The organism is Pigmentiphaga sp. H8, assembly GCF_003854895.1.
In the GTDB taxonomy this organism is placed as follows: domain Bacteria; phylum Pseudomonadota; class Gammaproteobacteria; order Burkholderiales; family Burkholderiaceae_B; genus Pigmentiphaga.
In genome coordinates, this window is record NZ_CP033966.1 from 1,227,560 (window position 1) to 1,247,783 (window position 20,224).

Below are 20,224 nucleotides of genomic sequence, written 5' to 3' on the forward strand. Positions count from 1 at the left end.
GCAATCTCCTTCAGGGGGTGGGGGCGACGATGTGGCCGTCGACCACCGTCAACAGGGAATGCAGCGTGGCGATCTCGTCCTCGGCGCAGGTCAGCGGATCGGCGTTCAGCACCGTCAGGTCGGCCAGCTTGCCGGGTTCGATCGAACCTCGGATGTCTTCGTCGAATGTCAGGTAGGCGCCGCCCCGCGTGGCGATGTCCAGCGCCTCCTGCCGGCTCAGTGCCTGGCCGGGGGCCACGGGGCCGCCGCCGCGGCTACGGCGCGCGACCGCGTGCCAGATGGGACCGAACAGCGAAACGGGCAGGTTGTCGCTGCCGAACGCCACCGCCACGCCGGCGTCGCGCAGGCGGCGCAGCGGCACGATGTCGTCCTGGCCGGCGGCGCCGCGGCGCTGCATCCAGAGATCGCCGTCCTTGTATATATGGCGGTTGGTGTGCGTGGTCAGCACGAGGCCGAGGTCGCGTATCCGGGCCTGGGTGTCCGCATCGATCACCGGCTGGTGGCCGAGCACCCAGCGCTGGTCGTCGATGGGGTGCTGGCGGTGGGCCTGTTCGAACAGGGGCAGCAGGTCGGGCCAGATACCCGCGACGCGGATGCCGGCGCGGGCGGCCTCGGCCAGCAGCGGTGCCAGTGCGTCGGCATCCAGGGCCGCTCCCGCCTGGAAGCCGGCCCAGCCGGTACAGGGGTGGTTGCCGGCCCGCAGCCTATTGTTCAGTGGATCCTTATCGATCTCGGCGTACAGGCCCTGCACCCGCAGCATGTCGTCGCCCCGGCCGCGGCGTGCCAGCCAGGCGCTCCATTCGCGCAGCAGCTCCAGCGCCTGTCCTTCGCCCCGAGGCCCCCAATAGGGGCTCAGGACCAGGGTGGACCGCACGGTCGACGCGCCTTGGCCATGGACCGTCTCGTAGGCGTCGATGACTTCGCCGGCCACGCCGTGCCCTTCGAACACGGCCGTGGTGCCGTAGCGGTTGTACTCGGCCATCGCGTGCCGCAGGCCGCTGGCGCGCTGTTCGGCGGTGAAGCCCGGGGCCGCGCGCATCAGGGTGTGTTCGACGATGGGCACCAGCGTGCGCTCGACGAAGCGGCCGGTGGGGCGTCCGGCGGCATCGCGCTCGATGTTGACGTCGGGCGAGGGCGAGGCCGTGGCCGGCGTCACGCCCGCCAGCGCCAGGGCGCGGCTGTTGGCCACCGAGACCAGCGGCGCGCGGTTGCGCCAGTATCCCCAGATGGGCCGGATGTAGACGGGATGGTCGGGGCTGACCCGGTCCAGGTCATCGCGGGTGGGGTAGGGGCCGCCGGCCAGTGCGTCGTCGGGCTCGGGGTACTCGGGAGGCTGGCCGACGGGCTGGGTCACGATCCAGGTTCCCGGCGGCGCCTTGGCGGCCTCGGCGGCGATGATGTCCAGGATGTCGTCGCGCGTGCGCGCGCCGGCCAGGCTGGGCAGGTGGCGCCGCAGGCCTTCGCGGTCCATGTGGGCGTGGCCGTCGGTCAGCCCCGGCAGCACCGACTTGCCGCCCAGGTCCACCCGCCGCGCATCCGGGCCGGCCAGGGCCAGCACCTCGTCGTCGCTGCCCACGGCGGCGATGTGGCGGCCACGGACCGCGACGGCCGAGGCGACGTCGCCGCGGTCGTTGCAGGTGATGATCTTGCCTCGGTGGAGGACCAGGGTGGACGGCACGGCCGGATGGCTCCTGCGGTAAGCGTTCCGGCAAATCTAGCAGAGTCGACTAATTGTAAAAATTGAAATATTCATATAGATTCATAGTGATTTCCAATACTTCACCGGTGGATCCGCACGATGTCGATCTCCCTGCGCCAACTCGAGGCCTTCGTCGCGGTATGCAACGAAGGCAACTTCAGCAAGGCGGCCCAGCGCATCCATATTTCCCAGTCGGGCCTGAGCATCCTGATCCGGGAGCTGGAGCAGAGCCTGGAATGCCGCCTGTTCGACCGCAGCACGCGCCAGGTCAGCCTGACCGACGCCGGGCGCGAGTTCCGGGTGCCGGCGGCCCGCCTGCTGGCCGACCTGTCGACGGCGGTCGGCAACGTCAAGGGGCTGGCCTCGCGCCAGCATGGCCACGTGACGGTGGCCGCGCCGCCGTTGCTGATGTCGCGCCTGATGGTGGGCATCGCCGCTCGGTTCCGCAGCGCCTATCCCCACATCGCGCTGACGCTGCGCGACATTCCCTCGGAAGCCATTCCCGCGGGCATCGCCTCGGCCGACATCGACCTGGGCCTGGGCATGCTGCCGGCGGATCGCGACGAATACCTGACCGAAGCCCTGGTCGAAGGACCGCTGGTGGCGCTGCTGCCCCGCGACCATCCGCTGGCGCGCCGCCGCCAGCTGAGATGGGCGGACCTGGCGGCGACGCCGCTGGTCGCGCTCACGCCGGAAAACTCCTTCCGCCAATTCCTGGACGGATGCTTCGCGCGCCTGGACCTGCAGCCGCGGATCGCCGTCGAGGTCGTCCAGCTGAGCACCGTCATCAGCCTGGTGGAGGCCGGGTTTGGCGCCGCCATCATGCCGCCCTATGGCGCGCTGGTCCCGGGCGAGGGCAATTCGGTGGTCCGGCCGCTGCGCGATCCCGTGGTCCGCTCCGAGATCGCGTTGATCCGCGACCGCTTCCGCTCGCCTTCGGCCGCGGCGGCGGCCTTCATCGAGGTGGCGCGCGATGTCGTCGCGGGACGTTCCCGGCCCCTGCGCGTTACGTAACGCCCCTGCGTATGGTACGTAACGTTTCGGCTCCGGCGCCTGGCCGAGGGACCGGGAATCGGTGTGACTATCGCACCGAAGGAACATCTCCGGATTGCCGATATCCCGTTTGTTTTCAACGTTTCCGCCGTTTCGCCAGCCTTCGTTTCGAGCTTCGCGAACGCCCGTGCCGCATGGGTCCGAGGCTGATGGCATAGCTTTTGCTCGAAGCTCCCGCAAACGTGTTTTCCAGCAGCGACCGATTCTCCATCCGGCGGATTGCGGCACTGGTGGGATACCTATCCGTGGGGGCTGAAATTGAACAAGACCTATCGCACCGTGTGGAGCCAGAGGCTCGGATGTTGGGTGGCGGTTGCCGAAACCGCGCGTGCCAGGGGTAAGGGCGGCGCCGCCAAGGCTGGCGCGCTTGCCGTGGCGCTGGTGGCGGGCGCCTGGACGGCGCCGGCGGCGGCCGACGGCATGCACGGCGTGCCGGGGCTGTCGAGCGCGCGGCTGACCGATGGCGCCGCGGTGGGCGTGATGAGCCAGATGCTGCAGGCCACGACCAATGCGGCGCCCAGCGTCGCTCCCGTGGCGTCGGCCATGCAGCAGGGGGTCTCGCAGACGGCGGCGGCACTGGCCGGCATCAGCTCGTCCATCCTGCCGCCGGCCTCGGCATTGCAGCAGGTACCCCTTTCCGAGGCCGTGCCGTCGCTGCCCGTGGTCAGCGAGGTGCTGGCCGCCACGCCGGTTCCCGCCGCCGTCCAGGCTATCGCCGCCGCGCCCACCGCGGTGACGAAGAAGGTCGCCTCGGCGCTGCCCGGCAAGGTCGGCAGCGCAGTCGAGGCGGTTCCCGCCAAGCTGGCCGAGGTGCTGGCTTCGGCGCCGGTCGACAAGAGCCGCAATACCGCGTCGCCCGTCGATGGCGCCGTCGCTTCGGCGGCATCGCTGGGGTCGGTCGCCACGCTGTCCAACAGCGTGCCGGCCTCGCCCATGTCGCCGCTGAGCGGCAATGGCACGCTGGGCATCCTGCCGACCGGCGGTTCGTTGTTCCCCAGCAGTTCCAATCGCCAGACCATGGCGGTTGCCGCCTCGTCCGGCTCGGAGCCGCCTCCGCTCAATCCGCCCGCGCCCACCGGCCTGGTGATCGGCACGGCCGGCCTGCTGGGCGGCGTCGGGCAGGGCCTGCAGCCGCTGACGATGAGCCTGTTCGGCCAGAAGGAAGCCTGGCTGCGGTCCGGCGCGCTGAGCGTGAACCGCGAGAACATCAACGCCCGCTTCAGCGTGGTCAACGTGCTGGGCATTCCCATCCTGGACCTGGCGCCGGTGACGGGCACGCTGCAAGGCACCCTGGGCGGCTCGCTGCCCGAGCAGAAACTCACCCTGCTGGGCGGCGTGACTTCGGGCAACTACATCACCAACATCAATTCCGGCCTGACCTACAACAACGGCCTGCTGCTGCCCGGCACGCAGCCACCGTCTTGGGTGGACCAGAACAACTGCCTGAACGTCCTGGGCCTGGCCGGCGCCACCTGCTGGGACGTCCCCGCTGCGCAGAACAACCAGGTGCTGATCGGCGACGGCGCTTCGGCCAACGGATCGCAGGAAGTCGTGATCGGCACCAATGCCAAGCACATCCTGCCCAACGAGGACGCCGGGGCGATCTTCACCGATCCCAACATGCCCGGCGTGCCCGACACCAACTATGCGGCGCGCAAGGGCCACTCGGTCCTGATCGGCGACAGCACCTACGGCAACGCCAACGGCCAGACCATCGTCGGCGCCAGCGCGTCGTCGACCGTGGCGGGCGGCGTCGCGCTGGGCTTCCAGTCCGTGTCGGACCGCGAAGGCGGCGGGCAGGAGGTGTTCTCCAACGTCGCGGTGCCGGTGCGCGGCGCGGTCTCCGTGGGTTCCGCGGGCAACGAGCGGCAGATCATCAACGTGGCGGGCGGCACGGCGGATACCGATGCCGTCAACGTGCGCCAGCTCAAGGCGGTGTCCGACCAGATCGACAACGTCGACGTCAACTCGGTCAAGTACGACGACGCCACCCGCGGCAAGGTGACGCTGGCCGGCGCGGGCGGCACGGTGGTGACCAACGTCAAGGCCGGCGCCGTGAACGCGACCAGCACCGACGCGGTGAACGGTTCCCAGTTGAACGACACCAACACCAACATCACCAACGTCGATAATCGCGTGACGAACGTGGACAACCGCGTCACCAACATCGACAACAGCGGCACCAAGTACTTCAAGGCGAACTCCACCCTGGCGGCCGCCTCGGCCGCCGGCACGGACAGCGTGGCGGCCGGCGGCGCGTCCGTCGCCTCCGCCGCCAATGCCGTGGCGCTGGGCAACGGCGCCAATGCCAGCATGGCCAACAGCGTCGCGCTGGGGGCCGGCTCGACCACGACCGTGGGCGCGCAGGCCGACTATGTGGCCTATGCGTTGACCGCGCGGCAAGCGTCGGCGGGCGAGGTCTCGGTGGGCAGCGCAGGCGCCACCCGCCGTATCACCAACGTCTCGGCGGGCAGCGCCGACAACGACGCGGCCAACATCGCGCAACTGAAGGCGGTGGACAGCCGCATCGGCGACGTGGACAAGCTGGCGGTCAAGTACGACGACGACACCAAGACCAAGATCACGCTGAATCCGGGCGGCACCGGCACGGTGATCTCGAACGTGGCCAAGGGCGCGGTCACCTCGACCAGCACCGAGGCGATCAACGGTTCGCAGCTGTGGGGATGGACTCAGGACGAGACCAACGTCATGAGCAATCTGAGCCTGTACAAGCGCATCAACGACATCAGCGTCGACACCAAGTACTTCAAGGCCAATTCGACCCTGGACGGGGCGCAGGCCGTCGGCGCCAACAGCGTCGCGGCGGGTCCGGCCGCGGTGGCCAACGGCGCCAACAGCGTGGCGGTCGGCAATGGCGCGACCACGGCCGCCGACAACAGCGTGGCCATGGGCGGCGCCTCGACGGCCTCCGGGGCGGCTTCGACGGCGGTGGGTTCCGATGCCAAGGCCACCGGCGCGCAGTCGACGGCGATGGGTTCCGGCTCGGCCGCCAGCGGCGCCAACGCGACCGCGGTAGGCTCGGGCTCGAAGGCCACCGGCACGGATTCGACCGCCATCGGCGCCAATTCCGAGGCCAAGGCGAACAACAGCGTCGCGCTGGGAGCGGGCTCGGTGGCCGACCGCGACAACACCGTATCGGTGGGCGCCGTGGGCAAGGAGCGCCAGATCACCAACGTGGCGCGCGGCACGGAGGATACCGATGCCGTCAACTACGCGCAGTTGAAGGAAGTCTCGGGCGACGTCACCAACATCAAGAAGGACGTGACGAACATCCAGGAAGGCAAGGACGGGATGTTCCAGATCGAGAACTCGCTCGCGCGGGACAAGCCCAAGCCCACCGGCAAGGATTCGGTGGCCGGCGGCGCCGGCGCGGTGGCGGAGGGCGCGGCGGCGACGGCGGTCGGCAACGCGTCCATCGCCAAGGGCGAGAACGCGACGGCGGTCGGCAATTCGGCGCAGGCCCTGGGTACCAACTCGACGGTGGTGGGCAATTCCGCCCTGGCGTCCGGCGCCAACGCCTCGGCTTTCGGCACCGGCGCCAAGGCCGAGGGCAGCGGCAGCATGGCCATGGGCAACGGCGCGCAGACGGGCGCGGCAGCCACCAATTCGGTCGCGATCGGCAGCCAGGCCAACGCCGCCCAGAGCAACACCGTCGCGCTGGGCAACAACGCCCAGGCCACGGTGGCCAACAGCATGGCGCTGGGCACCGGGGCGCAGGCCAGCGGCGCCAACAGCGTGGCCCTGGGCACGAACTCGGTGGCGAACCGGCCCAACGTGGTGTCGGTGGGCGCGGCGGGCCAGGAGCGGCAGATCGTCAACGTGGGCGATGGCACCGCGGACACGGATGCCGTCAACCTGCGGCAGTTGCGCAGCGCCACCTCGGACTTCACCAGCAGCATCAGCAGCGTGCGCGACGACCTGCGCAAGGTCGAACGCAACGCCAACGCCGGCGCGGCCTCGGCCATGGCGGTGGCGGGCCTGCCGCAGGCGTACACCCCGGGACGCAGCATGGCCTCGGCGGCCGCCAGCCATTATCTCGGCCAGTCCGCCATCGCCGTGGGGCTGTCCACCATCTCCGAGAATGGCCGCTGGGTCTACAAGATTGCCGGCAACGTCAATTCGCAGGGCAAGGTGGGCGCCGTCATCGGCGCGGGTTACCAGTGGTAGCGCGCATGAACGAATCATCGGAGGTCAGGATGCAAGAAAAGAACCCCCATGCCCGCCGCGCCGGCCAGGCCGGCAGGCGCCTCGCGCTGCTGACCGCATGCGTGGCTTCGCTGGCCGTGATGAGCGGCTGCTCGATGTTCCGCAGTTCGAAGGCGCCCGCTTCGCCGGCGCCGTCCTCGGCGGCCGCAGCGACCGGCTCGAGTCCGCCCGCGGTGGAGTTCCCGGCCCGCGAGTCGGCGTCGCTGAAGGAAGGTACTTTCGTCAACCTGGACAATCTCAGGCAGATGATCCCGGGCATGACCAAGCCCCAGGTCTACGACCTGCTCGGCCCTCCGCACTTCAGCGAGGGCGTGTTCGGCGTGCGCACCTGGAACTACATCTTCAACTTCCGCACCGGCAACGGCAACGAGTTCATCACTTGCCAGTACCAGCTGCGTTTCAACAAGGACATGCAGACCGAGGCCGGCAACTGGAACCGGCGCGAGTGCGCGGACTTCGTGTTCCCGCGCCCGGTGGCCGCTCCGCCGCCGCCTCCACCCGCGCCCGTGCCGGTCAAGCCGGCTCCCAGGCAGATCACGCTGGGCGCCGACGCGCTGTTCGCGTTCGACAAGTCCGACCTGGCCAGCATTTCGCCCGAGGGACGCCGCCGCCTGGACGAGATCGGCAAGGAACTGCGCAGCGTGAACGTCGAGCGGGTACGCGTGATCGGCCACGCCGACCGGCTGGGCAGCGCGAGCTACAACGACAGGCTGTCGCGCCAGCGGGCCGCCACGGTGGTGACCTACCTGGTCAATTCCGGCGTGCCGTCCAATCTGATCAGTTCGGACGGACGAGGCTCGCGCGAGCCGGTAGTGCAGTGCGACCAGCGCAACCGCAGCGAATTGATTGCCTGCCTGGCGCCGAACCGCCGGGTCGTCATCGAGATCCAGGGCAAGGCCGGTTCGTCGTGAGTTTTTCCGCGCCGCCTCCGGGCGGCGCGGAACCTTGACGTACGGTGCGCATTTCGTTTGTCTGGCGGACGTCTCCGAGTTAGGATTACCCCTTATCGATCTCCCGCAACGCGCGGCCCGCAAGGCGCTTCCGGGGGCGCGCGCGGCGCGTGGGGGATCCTTCCGGAGACACGCATGTCCGCATTCACTTCCCTTACCGAAAACTTCGCCGTGGCGCCCCAGCTGGCTCCCGGAGACATGGCCGCCGTCGCGGCGGCCGGTTTCAAGAGCGTCATCAACAACCGGCCCGACTTCGAAGGCGGCCCGGCCCAGCCCTCCAGCGAACAGATGGAAGCCGCGGCCCAGGCGGCGGGGCTGAACTACGTCCACCAGCCGGTCAATGGCGCGAACATCCAGCCGGGCGACGTTTCCACCTTCGCGTCCCTGCTCAAGACGCTGCCGGGGCCGGTCCTGGCCTTCTGCCGCAGCGGGGCGCGATCGACCAAGCTGTTCATGTCCGCCAGCAACTCCCTCTGACCGGACCGCGACGTGGCGTTCACGCTGGCGGGTGCGGTCGACGGCATCAAGCGGCGGCGCAAGCTGCTGGTGCGTATTCTCATCGTCCTGCTGGCGCTGTGGCTGCTGTTCCTGGCCCTGACCGCCTGGGGCATTCCCCGGCTGGTCCGCAGCGTGGCGCTGGCGCAGGTGCCGGAGGCCCTGGGCCGCACGGCCCGCATGGGCGAGGTCTCGTTCAATCCCTTCAAGCTGCGCCTGCGCGTCCATGATTTCGCCATCCTCGACCAGGCGGGCGCCAAGCCGGACTTCTCGGTGGAGCAGGTCGAGGTCAATGCCTCGATCTCGTCGCTGTTCCGGCTCGCGCCGGTGGTGGACGGGCTGGCGATCACCGCGCCGCGCGTCTCGCTGGTCCGCGAGGGGCCGCAACGCTTCAACATCAGCGACATCCTCGACCGGCTGGCCGCCAAACCCTCGGAAGACGGGCCGCCGCCCCGGTTCTCGCTGAACAACGTCAAGCTGGACGGGGGCGAGATCACCGTCGACGACAAGGTCACGGGCCGCCAGCATACGGTGCGCGACCTGCAGGTGGGCATTCCCTTCCTGTCCACGCTGGCCTATGCCACCGACATCGACGTGCAGCCCAGGCTGTCGGCGCTGGTCAACGGCAGTCCGTTCAACCTGGAAGGGACCGCGCGGCCCTTCGATACGCCGCGCACGTCTTCGCTGCACCTCAAGATCGATGACCTGGGGCTCGACGCGCTGGCCGACGCCGTGCCGGGCGCGATGCCGGTGGCGCTCAAGCACGCGCGGCTCGACAGCGATGCCCAGCTGGTGTTCGAGGAAGGGGGCTCGGCGGCGCCGAAGATTCGCCTCGAGGGCCAGGCCACGGTACGCGAAGTGGACGTGCGCGACCAGGGCGATGCCGCGCTGCTGGCGTTCAAGAGCCTGGCGCTGGAGAAATTCGCGCTGGAGCCGCTGGCGCGCCGTTTCCAGGCCGAACGCATCGTGCTGGCCGGCCCCTCGATCCATGCCAGCCGCTCGGCCGACGGGCGCGTGAACCTGGCCGAGGTGGCCGCCCGTTTCCAGCAGCCGGCGGCGCCCGCGCCCGCGCCCGCCGCGCCGGCGCCCGCGTCCGTCGCGCCCGCACAGGCCGATGCCTGGCACGTGTCGGTGGGAACCGTGGCATTGCAGGACGGTGAACTCGCCTGGCACGATGAACAGGACCGCTTCGATTACCGCATCTCGGAGTTCGCGGCCGAGCTGCGCGACCTGAAGCTGCCAGCCGCCCAGGACCAGGCCGTGCCCCTGACCGTGGCCGCGCGCGTGGGCGAGGCGGGGCGCCTGGACGTGAGCGGTCCGATCCGGCTCCAGCCTTTCTCGGCGGACCTCGACCTCAAGCTGGATTCGCTGGCGCTGCCCGCGCTGGCGCCGCTCTGGAAACCGTACCTGGCGCTGCGCATCGACGACGGCTCGCTGGGAGCGGCGGCCAAGCTGCACGTGGAGCAGGGCGATTCCCTGGCGGTGCGCTGGGGCGATGGCAGCGTCGCGCTGCGCAAGCTGGCTGCGGCACCCGTCTCGGACAAGGCCTCCAGCTTGAAGCTGGAGTCGCTGGAGGTGGGCGGGCTGGCTGGGGATCTGGCGGGGCGCACGGCCCGGATCGAGCGTATCGCCATCGACGGCCTGGCATTGGCGGCCACCCGGTCGGCCTCGTCGGCCGTGAGCTGGGCGGACATCGTGGTACCGGCCGCGCCCGGTGCCCGGTCCGCCGGCAAGCCGGCCCCGGCTCCTGCCGGGCATGCCCCGGCCGCGTGGAAGGTGACCGCGGGCACGCTGTCGGTCGCCAAGAGCTCGCTCAGGCTGACTGACGAGTCCGTGTCGCCCCGCGTGGCGCTGCGCCTGGACGGTTTGCAGATGGAAGCGCGCAATGTCGGTTCCGACCTGCGCGCGCCCGTCGATTTCTCGCTGCGTTCGTCCGTCCAGGGCCGCGGCACCGCCGACATCAAGGGCACGGTCGTGCCCGAGCCGCTGTCGGTCAAGGCCCAGGTGCGCGCCAGCCGGCTCGACCTGGCGGCGCTTGCCCCCTATCTGGCCGAGCGGCTCAACGCCACCGTGAAGAGCGTGGTGGCGGGCGCCAACGGCAGGCTGGAGTTCGCGGCCGCCACCGGCAGGCAGCCGCAGCGCGCGGCCTGGACCGGCGCCGCCGAGATCACCAACCTGGACCTGATCGACAAGCTCAACTCGGCGGATTTCCTGAAATGGAAGCGGCTGGCGTTCAAGCGGCTGAACGTGGTCAGCGCGGGCGAGACGCTCAAGGCCGATCTGGGCGACATCTCGCTGGAAGACTTCTTCGCGCGGGTGATCCTGAGCGAGCAGGGGCGGTTGAACCTGTCGCAGCTGATCGTCCAGCCGGGCGAGGAAGCGGGGTCCATCACGGCCGAAAAGTCGGCGGAGCCGGCCGCGAAGGGGGAAAGCAAGCCCCCGGCCGCTGCGCAGGATACCAAGGAGGCCAGTGCCGCTGCCTCCGAGGCGGGCGGCATGCCGCGCGACATCCGCGTGGGCGCGGTGCAGCTGGCGCGGGGCCACATCAATTTCACCGACAACTTCGTCAAACCCAATTACCGCGCCAACCTGACCGATATCGCCGGCAGCATCTCGGCCGTATCGTCGGCGGACAGCCAGCCGGCCGACGTGCAGGTCACAGCCAAGGTGGACGGCGACGCGCCGGTGGACATCACCGGCAAGCTCCATCCCTTCGGGCCGAGGCTGTATACGGACATCCATGCCAGCGCCAAGGGCGTGGAGCTGCCGGCGCTGACGCCCTATGCGGCCAAGTACGCCGGCTACGCCATCGAGCGCGGCAAGCTGTCCATGGACGTGCACTACCTGATCCAGGACGGCAAGCTCCAGGCCACCAACAAGATCTTCCTCGACCAGCTTACCTTCGGCGAACGCGTCGACAGTCCCGATGCCCTGAAGCTGCCGGTGCAACTGGCGGTGTCGCTGCTCAAGAACAGCCGCGGCGAGATCGACATCGAACTGCCGATCTCGGGCTCGCTGGACGATCCACAGTTCTCGGTCGGCGGCATCATCTTCCGCGCCCTGATCAACCTGATCACGCGTGCCGTGACGGCGCCGTTCTCGCTGCTGGCCTCGGCCTTCGGCTCGGGCGAGGAGCTGTCCCACATCGATTTTGCCCCGGGCAGCGCCAGGCTGGATGACGGCGCGCGCAAGCGCATCGACACGCTGGTCAAGGCCTTGAACGATCGTCCCGGCCTGCGCCTGGACGTGGCCGGCCGGGCCAATCCCACCGTGGATACGGACGGGCTGCGCAAGGCGGGCGTGGAAGCGATGATCCGCGCCCAGCAGCGCGAGGACTTGCGCAAGCGCGGCGACGAGGCCGGCGACAAGGACCTGCCGCCGCTCGATGCCGCGCAGCGGGCGCGCTATCTGGAAAGCGCATACAAGGCCGCAAAGATCGACAAGCCGCGCAACATGATCGGGTTGGCCAAATCCATCCCGGACTCCGAGATGGAGTCGTTGCTGGCCGCCAGTGTGAACGTAGGGCCCGACCAGTTGCGCGCCTTGGCCGTACGCCGGGCACAGGCCGTGATGGCGCCGCTGCGCGAGGCCAAGCTGGGCGAGAGGGCCTTCGTGGTGGCCCCCAGGGTCGAGGCCAAGCCCGCCGAGGGGGGCGTGCAGGCGGGCGTGGATTTCAGTCTGAAGTAGAGGCTTTCCCCCTGCGGGCTTCGCGCGTGCCCCAGGAAAGACGTCTTTGCATCATGGCGTCCGAGCGAAACGGGCCATGGGGTCTTAGACTGTCGCTTTCACCACGACAGACAGCCTCTTCCATGGTTTCCAGCAGCACTCCTCCTTCCTCAGGGCGGCGCGAGCGTTACGGGTCGGATCGCTCACTCGGCTATTTGCTCAATCGGACGGCCGACATCGTCTCGACGGCCTTCATCGAGATCCTGCGCAACGAATCCATCAGCTTGCCGGAATGGCGAGTGCTCACCGTGCTTACCGACCGCGACCAACAAACGCTCAGTGAACTGGCGGCGCATGTCGGCACGGAGCTGTCCTACCTGTCGCGCATCGTCGCTCACGCGGAGCAGCGAGGCTTGGTGGTCCGCTTGGCGAGTCCAGCCGACAAACGCTCGACCTGCGTGTCCATTACCGATGCGGGCCGGGCGATGGTGCGGCTATTCATGCCGCAGGCACGGGCCCTGGAGGCGACCTGGCTGCGAGGCATTCCTCCCGGCGACGTGGAGGTCCTGCGCCGGACCTTGCAGGCCCTCTACAGCAACGTGCTGGATGCATCCACCTCGGCGCGGTCCTCGGGCCGCAAGCTCAAAGTGGCGCAGCGCGCCCGCAACCGCCGCGACGGTCCCGCGGAGAAGTAGCAGACGGAGCACTGAACGCGGCGCGGGTCGTACACCGCGCCTGCGGGTTTTCTCTATGTGCGCCACATTTAAAAGGTAGTTTAAGCTACCTTTTAAATGTGACGCACACGGCTGCCGATCCGTCGGCGCCGATAAAAGAAGGAGATACCCGTGGCGACTTATGATGGTCCGATCCTGGACGCATTCACCCATTTCCTGCCCCCCGAGTACATGGAGCAGGTCGTGCGCCGCTCCACCAATCGCGACCTGGCCAAACGGCTGACAGCCATTCCCATGCTGTTCGACCTGGAGCGCCGCCTGGCCATGATGGAGCGCTGGCCTCGGTACGCCCAGGTGCTGACCCTGTCGCAGCCGTCGGCGGACAGCGTCTGCGCCGCCGACGAGTCCCCCGCGCTGGCCCGCCTGGGCAACGACGGGCTGGCGGCCGTCGTCGACCGGCACCGGGATCGTTTTCCCGCTTTCGTTGCCAGCCTGCCGTTGAACAACCTGCCCGCGGCAGTGGAAGAGTTCGACCGCGCCGTGCGCCAGTGCGGCGCCGCTGGTGTGCAGATCGACACCAACGTGCAAGGCCTGCCGCTCGATGATCCCCGCTTCTTCCCCTTGTTCGAAAAGGCCGTTGAACTGGACGTGCCGATCTGGTTGCATCCCTACCGCGGCAGCCGGCCCGCCGACTACCCAGGCGAGGAGAAATCGAAGTATGAGATCTGGCAGGTGCTCGGCTGGCCCTACGAGACCAGTGTCGCCATGGCGCGGCTGGTCTTCTCGGGCGTGCTCAAACGCCTGCCCGCGCTCAAGATCATCACCCATCACCTGGGGGCGATGATCCCGTTTTTCGAAGGCCGTATCGGTTCTCTGTGGGATCAGCTGGGCACGCGCTCCGCCGACGAAGACCTCAGCCACGTCAAGGAGATGCTGGGCCGCCGGCCAGTCGAGTACTTCCGCATGTTTTACGGCGATACGGCTATCGGCAGTTCGCCGGCAGCCATTCGTTGCGGCCTGGAGTTCTTCGGCGAAGACCAGGTGGTGTTCGCCAGCGATTGCCCCTTCGACCCCGAAGGTGGCGTGGGTTTCATCCGCGACGGGATCGCGGCCATCCGCCAGCTCGATCTGCCGCTGGCCACGCAACAGAAAATTTTCTACGGCAATACCGCGCGCCTGCTCAAGCTCGGCCAGGCGCCCCTCGCTCGGGAGGCGAACCATGCGTAAATCCCTCTGTCTCGCGCTTGGCGGCTCGATGTTCGCGTGCACCGCCATGCTTTCCCCGTTCGCCTGGGCGCAGGCCCCCTCGACGCCGCCAGCCTCGTTTCCGACGCGGGCGATCACCATGATCGTGCCCTATACGCCCGGCAGCGGTGCCGACATCCTGGCACGTGCGATCGGTCCGATCATGTCGCGCGAGCTCGGCCAGCCGGTCGTCGTCGAGAACCGCGCCGGAGCGAGCGGAACGATCGGCACCACCGCGGTTGTCCGGGCGGCGCCGGACGGCCACACGCTTCTGATGTCGGCCGATACCATCACCATTACCCCCAGCCTTTACCGCAAACTGCCCTTTTCTCCCCAGAAGGATCTGGCGCCGGTCGGCCGGGCTGCGCAAGGAACGCTCGTCCTGGTGGCGAATCCGGAAGTGCCGGCCCAATCCGTGGCCGAGCTGGTGGCCCTGGCCAAGCAGCGGCCCGGCCAGGTTTCCTATGCGTCGCCGGGCAGCGGCACGCCGCAGCATGTCCTGATGGAGCTTTTCAAGCAGTCGACGGGGACCGACATGCAGCACGTTCCCTACAAGGGCATGGCTGGAGCCTTGACGGACCTGATCGGCGGACAGGTGCAGGTAGGGGTGATGTCCGTGCAGGTAGCCATGAACCAGGTCACGACAGGCAGGTTGCGGCTGTTGGGGGTGGGCGATTATCAGCGCCTGGCGGCGGCGCCCGACGTGCCTACTTTCCAGGAAATGGGCTATCCCGAGATGTCGCACCCCAACTGGTTCGGGCTGTTCGCGCCGGCGCACACCCCGCCGGCTGTCGTCGACAAGCTGAACGCCGCCATGCTGGACGCCCTGAAGCGGAAGGAAGTGCAGGAGACCCTGAACAAGCAGGGGATGAGAGTGGCGTCCGGTACTCCGGCCGAACTGGCCAGGCAGGTCGAGCAGGACATGTCGCGCTGGAGCACGGTCATCTCCAAAGCCGGCATCACGGCCGATTGACCAACCAGGGCGTTAACACGCCCTAACCCGGAGCAAGCCATTCATGCGCGATCTCGAAGCAATGGTCGGCGGCGCCCGCCGGCAACTCGGACGCCCTCCTGAACCGATCGGATCGTCCGCGGGCGATGGCCCGCCCCGATTCGAGCTTTTCCATGCCGCCAACTCGATCTGTTCGCAGAAGGTGCGGGTGGTGCTGGCGCACCACGGCATGCCGTACCTCTCGAATGCAATGCACATCGGCGCGGGGGAAACCTATCTGCCGGAGTATGTGCGCCTGCGCATGGCGGCATGCGACCTCGCGGACCTGCCGTTGGTCTCGGCGCACTCCGGCAGCACTGCGGTGCGTACCGGGGGCTGCGATCCCGCCGTCGTGCCCACGCTGGTGGACTGGCAGACACGGCAGGTCATCATCGATTCGAAACGCATCTGCATCTACCTCGACCAGGCTGCCCCGGGCGGGGCGCGGCTGCGGTCCGACGAGCTTGCCCGGCTCGTCGATGAGGAACTGGACGTGGTCGATGGCCTGCCCAACTATCAGATGCTCGTGGGCAACGCTCCCGAGGCCGGGCGCCAGGCGTCATCGCCGCATGCCGGAACGGGTGTCGCCTTCGCGATGAGCAAGGTGGAACGCTGCAATCGCTATATCGAGGAGCATGGCCACGACGAAATCCTGCAGCGGGCCTATCGAGCCAAACGTGCCAAGGAGCTCGACGCGGCCGAGCGGCTGTTCGCACCGGCATCGATGCAGACGGCCTACGGCCAGGCCGAGGCGGCCTGCGAGCGGCTCGAGCGCAAGCTGGCAACGAGTCCTGCCGCGTGGCTTTTCGGAGACAGTCTCTCGATGGCGGATCTCTTCTGGGGCATCGAACTGCTGCGCATGCAAAACCTCGGCGCGGACAGGTTCTGGACCGGCGGCGCGCGGCCGCGCGTGGCGCAGTTCGTTCGCCGATGCGAGGCCGAGGCGGCCATTCGTTCGGCGGTGCTCGACTGGCCGGGGGCGCTCTATTAACTAGGCCGGCCTTGCCCGGCCAGCCCCGGCTGCCGGCGATCGAGCCGCTCATGGCCCGTCCTGGTGTTTCCCGCCTTCCATCCTTCGCTGGCCGCGGTTGGGGTTTGTTTTGTTTTTAATCTGGATATAAGATATCTAGATTGAGGCGTTGCCTCGCTTCTTGTCGAGTTCTTCATCATGACGCGCAGCTCTTCTTCGTCTGCCGGTGCCTTGCCGGCGCAGGGTCTGGGGTCCGTTGCCATACTTGCTCTCGGAACGTTCGCGGTCGGGACGGATGCGTTCATCGTGTCGGGGTTCCTGCCTTCGATCGCGCAGTCGTTGCAGGCGTCGAACTCGATGACGGGGCTGTCGGTCACGGTGTTCGCGGGGACGTATGCGTTGTTGGCACCGGTGCTGGCGACGGTCACGGCGCCGTGGTCGCGTAATCGGGTGTTGGTGGGGGCGCTGGTGGTGCTGGCGGTGGCCAATCTGCTGTCGGCGCTGGCGCCGGATATCTGGACGCTGCTGGCGAGCCGTGCGCTGGCTGCCGTGGGGGCCGCCGCCTATACGCCCACGGCCACGGCGGCGGGTGGGGCGCTGGTGCGGCCGGAGTTGCGGGCGCGGGCGTTTTCGCTGGTCACGGGCGGGTTGACCGTGGCGACGGCACTGGGCGTGCCGTTGGGCAATCTGGTCAGCCAGTGGTTCGGATGGCGCACCGCGTTGGGCATGGTGGCCGCGCTGGCGGCGCTGGCCTGCGTGGGCGTGGCGCTGATCATGCCATCCCTGCCGGGGCAGGCGCGTTCGTCGCTGCGCGCGCGCCTGGCGGTGCTGCGCCGGCCGGCGGTGGCCTGGGTGCTGCCGCTCACGGTGGTGGGCATGACGGCCTGCTACATCGTCTATGCCTACAGCGTGCCCGCGCTCCAGGCCCTGGGCATCGCCGACGGGCACATCGGCATGATGCTGCTCTGCTATGGCGTCGGGGCGGTGCTGGGCAATCTGCTTGCCGGATACGCGACCGATCGCTGGGGCCCCACGCCGGTGTCGGTCACCGCCTATGTGGCCATGGCGGCGTCATTCGGGATCATGGCGTGGCTGGCCGTGGCCGGTGCCGGGCACGACGTGGCGGTGGGGCTGCTGGTGCTGGTCTGGGGCATGAGCAGCTGGGGGCAGACGCCGCCGCAGCAACTGCGCCTGACCAACGCCGCGCCGCAGGAAGCGCCGCTGGTGGTGGCGCTGAACGCTTCCTGCATCTACCTGGGCATCGCCCTGGGGACCGCGCTGGGCGCGGGCCTGCTGGCGCATGGCGCGGTGCTGGGGTTTGCCGTGTCGGCGCTGGCTGCCCTGGCCGCGCTGGGGTTCGTTGCCGGCCTGGCCTGGCAGGAGCGCGCCCGCCCGCGCTAGCCTGCCGTACCTGCGTCCGTGGCCGGGTCGTCGTTTCTCAGGCGCAGCCACACCCGCCGCATGCTGAAGTCGTCGGGGTCCACGTCGATGTGGAACCCCAGCCTGCCCATCAGCGTCAGCATCGGCCGATTGTTGCCCAGCACCACGCCCTCGATCACGGCCAGCCCCTGCCTGCGCGCCGCGTCCACCAGCGTCGTCATGAGCTGGATGCCCAGTCCGCGGCGCTGCCACGCGTCGCCGATGACCAGCGCGTACTCGGCGCTTTCGCCGTCGGCGTTCAGCAGGTAGCGCGCCACGCCGATGACGGTCTCGCGCAGTTCGCCGGAATGGTCGGGGTCGGTTTCCCAGATCGTGGCCACCAGGGCAAGTTCGCGGTGGTAGTCGACCTGGGTGTAGCGCGCCAGCGTCCGCGGCGAGAGTTCGCGCATGAACGAGATGAAGCGCATGTAGCGCGTGTGTTCGGACAGCTGGCGGGTGAAATCCTGCAGCGGTGCCGCGTCTTCCGGCCGGATGGGGCGGATGGTGTAGGGCGAGCCGTCCTTGAATTGCAGGTGCCGGACCAGGCGGGCGGGGTAGGGGTGGATGGCCATGTGGGCGTAGCCGCCCAGGCCCGCGTCGGCGTCGCCCGCGGTCTCGCGCGTGAGCGTGATGCGGGTGTCGGCCGCCACGACCCGGTCGCCGTCGATCATGACGGGGTCGATGTCGATGGTCTCGATGTCGGGCAGCGCGCAGACGATCTCGGAAATCCGGACCAGCACGTCCTCGAGCGCGTCGACGGCGCGCGGCGAGAGCTGGCCCGCCAGCGTGTAGCGCCAGACCGGCGAGCGTTCCATCAGGCGGCGTGCCAGGAAGCCGTTGAGCGGCGGCAGCTCCAGGCTGCGGTTGGAGGGGCTTTCGCTGCGCGAGCGCGCGGATCCGAAGCGGATAACCGGCCCGAACAGGGTGTCGCGCGCCACGCCCATGGAGACCTTGGCCGATCCGGGCGGGCCGGCCATGGCTTCCACCGTGATGCCTTCGATGTAGGCTTGCGGCGCCGCGGCGTGGGCATTCGCCAGCATGCGCTGGTACGCGGTGACGAGTTCGGTGCTGTTGCGGATGTCCAGGTGCACGCCCCGCACCGCCGACTTGCGCACCACGTCGGGCGAATCGATCTTGATGGCCACGGGAAAGCCGATCTGCTGTGCGGCGATCACCGCCTCGGCCGGCGTGCGGGCAAGCAGGACCTGGACCACCGGGATGTGGAAAGCCGCCAGCAGCGCCTTGCTCTCGGGCTCGGTCAGGGTCAGCCGGCCCTCCCGGCGCGCGCCGTCGAGCAGGATGCGCGCGCCGGCCAGGTCGGGTTCCTGGCCGGGCGGCTCGGGCGGCGGTGTCTGCAACAGCAGTTGCTGGTTGTAGTGATAGGTGGCCAGGTTGCCGAAGGCGTCCACCGCCGCTTCAGGCGTGCGGAAGGAGGGCGAGCCGGCATCGTCCAGGATGCGGCGCAGCGGGCGCATGGCGGCATCGCCCATGAAGCAGGTGATGACCGGTTTCGGGGCCTTGGGGGCGCTGGCGGCCAGGGCCTGCGCCACCGCGCGCATGTCGGCCTCGGGGTCGGGCGACAGCACGGCCAGCACGCCGTCCACGCCGGCGTCGGCGACGATGGCCTGGACGGCCTGCGCGCAGGCCTGGGGATCGGGCGCCGAGAATTCGACCACGGGATTGTCGGTCCAGGCATTGGCGCTGAGGGTGTCCGCCAGCTGCCGGCGCGTGTCCTCGCTCAGTTCTGCGCGCATGACCGGCCGGCCCGGCCCCAACTGGTCGAGCGCCAGCTGCGCCGGACCGCTGCCATTGGCCAGCACCGCGATGCGCCGGCCGCTGGGCAGCTTGGCGAAGCCCAGCGCCTTGACCGCCGAGAACAGTTGCACGAAATAGCGGACCCGCACCGCGCCGGCGCGCCGCAGCGCGGCGTCGAACACCATGTCTGACGGGACGGTGGGCGGTCCTGGCGGCAAGGCGGAGGCCGCTTCGTCCGCGGCCAGCGGCCGCACGCTGGTGCGCCCGCGGCCGGCGTGCCCGGCCTTGAGCACCACCACCGGCTTGACGCTGGCGGCGGCGCGGATCGCGCTCATGAACTCGCGGGCGTCGCGCACGTCCTCCAGGTAGAGCGCGATGCTGTCGGTGCGCGCGTCGGCCACCAGGAAGTCCAGCACGCGGGGGACGTCCAGCGCCGCTTCGCTGCCCAGGGACACGACGGTCGAGAAGCCGGTCCGGTTGTCGTCGGCCCAGTCCATGACCACCGCCATGATGGAGCGCGATTGCGTGACCAGGGCGACGCGGCCCGAGCGCCCCAGCGAGGGATGCACGCTGGCGTTGAGGCCGGCGTGCGGCCGTTGCAGCCCGAAGCTGTGCGGCCCCAGCAGCACGCAGTCGTGGTCCGAGGCCCAGGCGCGGCAGAAGTCGTTGTCCTCGAGCGAAGGCTCGTGCGTAAGCACCGCCACCGCCCGCGGCCGGGCCGGCGCCAGGGTCTCCAGCGTGGTCCGCAGCGCCGCGCGGGGGACGGACACCACCGCCAGATCGGGCCGTTCGGCCGCCTGCGCCAGTTCCGCGGGCAGGACGCAGGCCTGCCGCTCGTCCAGCCGCAGTTCGGTGGTGCGGGCGCGCAGCGCGGCGGGCAGGGAGGCCATCAGCGGCAGCGGGCGGTCGCTGACGGCGATCAGCGAGCGGGGATCGAACAGCGGGGACAAGGCGTGCTGGGACATGGCCCTCCTTTCTGGATGAGGACGCGGCGGTGCGCGGCGACCCCGGGGGCCGCGCGGATTTGCTGCAATACAATACTACCCCGGTCAGTCGACCGTCGCGCGCTTGGCGCGCCCA

12 protein-coding genes are annotated in these 20,224 nt (G+C 69.3%); 10 read left to right on the top strand and 2 right to left on the bottom strand.

Annotated features, from left to right (window positions below; all coding sequences use genetic code 11):
* Positions 1-10 precede the first annotated feature (10 nt).
* Positions 11-1,678, bottom strand: coding sequence for an amidohydrolase (locus EGT29_RS05835; RefSeq protein ID WP_161567709.1), 1,668 nt, complete (start codon positions 1,676-1,678; stop codon positions 11-13).
* A gap of 120 nt (positions 1,679-1,798) precedes the next feature.
* Here EGT29_RS05835 and EGT29_RS05840 point away from each other — a divergent pair, with 120 nt between their 5' ends.
* The 10 genes from EGT29_RS05840 to EGT29_RS05885 all read left to right on the top strand — a co-directional run bounded on the left by EGT29_RS05840 (position 1,799) and on the right by EGT29_RS05885 (position 17,371).
* The gene (locus tag EGT29_RS05840) at positions 1,799-2,713 is read left to right on the top strand and encodes a LysR family transcriptional regulator (protein WP_124688135.1); all 915 of its coding nucleotides are present in this window, start codon (positions 1,799-1,801) and stop codon (positions 2,711-2,713) included.
* A gap of 297 nt (positions 2,714-3,010) precedes the next feature.
* Positions 3,011-6,940 carry a YadA-like family protein gene (locus EGT29_RS05845; protein WP_161567710.1) on the top strand — a complete coding sequence of 1,310 codons (3,930 nt, stop codon included), beginning with the start codon at positions 3,011-3,013 and terminating at the stop codon, positions 6,938-6,940.
* A gap of 29 nt (positions 6,941-6,969) precedes the next feature.
* Positions 6,970-7,890: an OmpA family protein gene (locus EGT29_RS05850; protein ID WP_161567711.1), complete on the top strand. Its 921-nt coding sequence runs from the start codon at positions 6,970-6,972 to the stop codon at positions 7,888-7,890.
* Between the two features lie 174 nt (positions 7,891-8,064).
* Positions 8,065-8,406 carry a TIGR01244 family sulfur transferase gene (locus EGT29_RS05855; RefSeq protein WP_124688138.1) on the top strand — a complete coding sequence of 114 codons (342 nt, stop codon included), beginning with the start codon at positions 8,065-8,067 and terminating at the stop codon, positions 8,404-8,406.
* Positions 8,407-8,418: 12 nt separating this feature from the next.
* A complete protein-coding gene (locus EGT29_RS05860) occupies positions 8,419-12,111 on the top strand; it encodes a DUF748 domain-containing protein (protein ID WP_124688139.1) in 3,693 nt (1,230 codons plus the stop codon).
* Between the two features lie 194 nt (positions 12,112-12,305).
* Positions 12,306-12,785: a MarR family winged helix-turn-helix transcriptional regulator gene (locus EGT29_RS05865; RefSeq protein ID WP_161567712.1), complete on the top strand. Its 480-nt coding sequence runs from the start codon at positions 12,306-12,308 to the stop codon at positions 12,783-12,785.
* Between the two features lie 150 nt (positions 12,786-12,935).
* On the top strand, positions 12,936-13,991 hold the full coding sequence (locus EGT29_RS05870; RefSeq protein ID WP_238160299.1) for an amidohydrolase family protein: 1,056 nt from the start codon (positions 12,936-12,938) through the stop codon (positions 13,989-13,991).
* Positions 13,984-14,982 carry a tripartite tricarboxylate transporter substrate binding protein gene (locus EGT29_RS05875; RefSeq protein WP_124688141.1) on the top strand — a complete coding sequence of 333 codons (999 nt, stop codon included), beginning with the start codon at positions 13,984-13,986 and terminating at the stop codon, positions 14,980-14,982. Before EGT29_RS05870 ends, EGT29_RS05875 begins: the two co-directional genes overlap by 8 nt.
* Positions 14,983-15,025: 43 nt before the next feature.
* Positions 15,026-15,991 (top strand): glutathione S-transferase family protein, encoded by a 966-nt coding sequence (locus EGT29_RS05880; RefSeq protein ID WP_124688142.1) that lies wholly within the window; start codon positions 15,026-15,028, stop codon positions 15,989-15,991.
* A 177-nt stretch (positions 15,992-16,168) separates the two neighbouring features.
* The gene (locus tag EGT29_RS05885) at positions 16,169-17,371 is read left to right on the top strand and encodes an MFS transporter (RefSeq protein WP_124688143.1); all 1,203 of its coding nucleotides are present in this window, start codon (positions 16,169-16,171) and stop codon (positions 17,369-17,371) included.
* Here the strand turns inward: EGT29_RS05885 and EGT29_RS05890 are convergent.
* Positions 17,368-20,109 carry a bifunctional acetate--CoA ligase family protein/GNAT family N-acetyltransferase gene (locus tag EGT29_RS05890; RefSeq protein ID WP_124688144.1) on the bottom strand — a complete coding sequence of 914 codons (2,742 nt, stop codon included), beginning with the start codon at positions 20,107-20,109 and terminating at the stop codon, positions 17,368-17,370. The genes EGT29_RS05885 and EGT29_RS05890 overlap by 4 nt on opposite strands.
* Between the last annotated feature and the right edge of the window lie 115 nt (positions 20,110-20,224).

Bases quoted from the DNA above. Each gene is read 5' to 3' on its own strand.
- EGT29_RS05840 (WP_124688135.1), top strand. From the start codon at position 1,799: ATGTCGATCTCCCTGCGCCAACTCGAGGCCTTCGTCGCGGTATGCAAC.
- EGT29_RS05850 (WP_161567711.1), top strand. From the start codon at position 6,970: ATGCAAGAAAAGAACCCCCATGCCCGCCGCGCCGGCCAGGCCGGCAGG.
- EGT29_RS05855 (WP_124688138.1), top strand. From the start codon at position 8,065: ATGTCCGCATTCACTTCCCTTACCGAAAACTTCGCCGTGGCGCCCCAG.
- EGT29_RS05875 (WP_124688141.1), top strand. From the start codon at position 13,984: ATGCGTAAATCCCTCTGTCTCGCGCTTGGCGGCTCGATGTTCGCGTGC.
- EGT29_RS05880 (WP_124688142.1), top strand. From the start codon at position 15,026: ATGCGCGATCTCGAAGCAATGGTCGGCGGCGCCCGCCGGCAACTCGGA.
- EGT29_RS05885 (WP_124688143.1), top strand. From the start codon at position 16,169: ATGACGCGCAGCTCTTCTTCGTCTGCCGGTGCCTTGCCGGCGCAGGGT.
- EGT29_RS05890 (WP_124688144.1), bottom strand. From the start codon at position 20,109: ATGTCCCAGCACGCCTTGTCCCCGCTGTTCGATCCCCGCTCGCTGATC.